The sequence below is a fragment of the Pedobacter arcticus A12 genome (genome assembly GCF_000302595.1).
GTDB lineage: Bacteria > Bacteroidota > Bacteroidia > Sphingobacteriales > Sphingobacteriaceae > Pseudopedobacter > Pseudopedobacter arcticus.
The window spans coordinates 894-3,438 of the sequence record NZ_JH947129.1 but is presented as its reverse complement, the minus strand read 5'-3'; the positions used below and the strand labels follow the sequence as shown (position 1 = coordinate 3,438).

2 protein-coding genes are annotated in these 2,545 nt (G+C 36.6%); both read right to left on the bottom strand.

The annotated features are described in order from the left end of the window. On the bottom strand, positions 1-1,366 hold a 1,366-nt coding region (locus B176_RS0118685; RefSeq protein ID WP_017260369.1), incomplete at its 3' end, for an alpha-L-fucosidase. Positions 1,367-1,676: 310 nt separating this feature from the next. Continuing rightward, the coding region (locus tag B176_RS21100) for a prolyl oligopeptidase family serine peptidase (protein WP_154648052.1) at positions 1,677-2,545 on the bottom strand (869 nt) is incomplete at its 5' end.

Below are 2,545 nucleotides of genomic sequence, written 5' to 3'. Positions count from 1 at the left end.
CTATTTTAATTACAGAAGCAATTTTATCGGGTGCTGCTTTAGGGATGTTGATAGTTAAACCCTTTTCTTTAGAAAAAGAAGTTTTAAGCTTCACATTGCCATCTAAAAGTTTTGCCGAGCTTACTTTATGATTTAAATCTGGAATCACCAGTTTTCCGTCTTTAGGCCAATCAAATACGGAAACATACAAAATTGTCCCTTTTTTAGAATCCTTACGGGTACAACGTCCCCAAGTAACTGGGTCTATCGGACTAGGTTTTGTATCGTAAATGGCCTCGCTGTTTATCTTCATCCATTTACTGATATCATTTAATCTATCTATACTTTCTTGAGGGAAAGTACCATCTGGTTTAGGTCCAACGTTTAATAAATAGTTACCTCCTTTAGATGCGATATCAACCAAATTACGTATTAAAGTTTCACTTGATTTCCATTTATGATCCGACGTTCTGAAACCCCAAGTCCCGTTCATGGTCATACAGGTTTCCCAATCTTGTCCGTCCAACTCGTCAACTGTTGGTATTTTTTGTTCAGGAGTTTTGGTATCTCCAGGGAAATTAGGACGTTTTAAACGATCATTTGTAATGATATTTGGTTGTAGTTCTAAAACTTCTTGAAATTTCAAAGCTGCTTCATCAGTCATAATTGTAGGCGTGTCCCACCATAAAACAGCTACATCGCCATAGTTAGTCATCAATTCTTTCACTTGTGGCACAGCTACCTCATCAATATATTGATTAAAAGTTTTTGTTTCCTGTGCTGGGTCCCAATGCCCTTTATGAGCTAAAGTGTAGGCATCTATTTTTGTAGAATCTGGATTTGCCCAACCTTCGCTCATTACCCTTCTTGCTACAGCACCACCTGGATTGTTCCAATCTTGCGCTTGCGAATAATAAAAACCTAATTTTACGCCATATTTACGACATGCTGCCGCTAAAGGAGCTATTAAATCTTTTCCGTAACGCGTAGCATCTACAACATCCCACTTACTGGCTTTAGAATCAAACAAAGCAAATCCATCATGATGTTTTGCAGTAATCACAATATACTTCATTCCAGCATCCTTAGCCATTTTTACCCATGCATCAGCATCGTATTTAATCGGGTTAAAGTTTTTGGCCGTGTCCTGATATTCAGCAACTGGAATTTTACAGCGATTCATAATCCACTCTGCACCGCCCCTACGCTGTTCATGCCCTTGATATACGCCAGCAAACTGCGCATATACTCCCCAATGGATAAACATCCCAAAACGGGCCTCACGCCACCATTCCATGCGTTCGTCATTGGTCAGTACTTTTTGTGCCGACACTGATTGTGTAAGTAATACAAAGGAAAATACAACAGCAAAAAATGTTTTAATCATGATACCTTAAATATAAAATTATGATGGTTTATAAAATATTATTCCCTAGCTATTACGGCCAAGCAAGTTGAACTAACTAATTACTATAATATAAATGCCTACACTCACCTTAAGTTAACGAGCTAAAATACGTAAAATAAAGAACCTATTTATTATTTCTATAAAAGAAGGACTTTTGAAGCACAAAAGATTAATAGAATTTGGCAAATTGATAAGCTTGATTGGAAATTATTATATAAAATTCCATTAACTTAACCTGTTTTAGCATCTATTGATTTTTTCGGATAAGAACAACAACCATATTTATCTTTTACTTTTTTGAAGCCTTTAAAACAAAATCAACTATTGGTTGTGGATTAGCTAAACTATGCGGATGATGTTTTCCCGATTTATGAATGATGGTAATATTGCCTCCGGCGAGGGCAATTAATTTTGCAAAAGGTATGGTATTTTCTTTTGTTGGAACAGTGTCGTCCTGGTCGGCCACAACGTGTAACATGGGGTATTTGCCTTTTACAATAGCTTTTATTTTATCTACTGGGCTATCTTTTGCGGTCTTAGCTTGCTCATCCGTTTGGTAGCCGAAATCTGCTTTATAAATTTCCCAATCTTTTTTACTTCCGGCGCTTTCCCAAAAACCTCCGGGCCAGCTTTTTATATCCATTACGGCGTTATCTGCATAAATACAGGCTACTTTTTTAGGGTTAAGCGAAGCCCAAGCATAAATGTAAATCCCTCCTCTGCTATAACCTTCTAATACTGCTTTTTTAGCTAAACCCAATTTTCGCATATAAATATAAAACTCATCCCAAATTTGAATGGCTTGCTTATTTCCGTACAGTTCTGCAACGTCGCAATAAACTAAATGATAGCCTCGCTCTAATAAAGCAATATCAGCTTGTGGTTGGTTACCAAAAAAACGGGCTCGCCAAACCCAAGGTTTTCCTTTTATGGCACTTTTAGGCTGTACAATATGAGCCTTACGACCTTTAAAAGTAAACTGATAATCTTTAAAGCCGTAAAACGACTTTTCTTTTTTTGTTTCTTTGATTTCTTTTGAGATATCAAAAGGATAAAATTTGGTATCCAGAAACTCAAATAACCTTTTTGCGATAAAATTTGCGCCTTCGGCATTTGGGTGAACTTTGTCTGGCATTAATACCTCTTTATCTTTAAAAA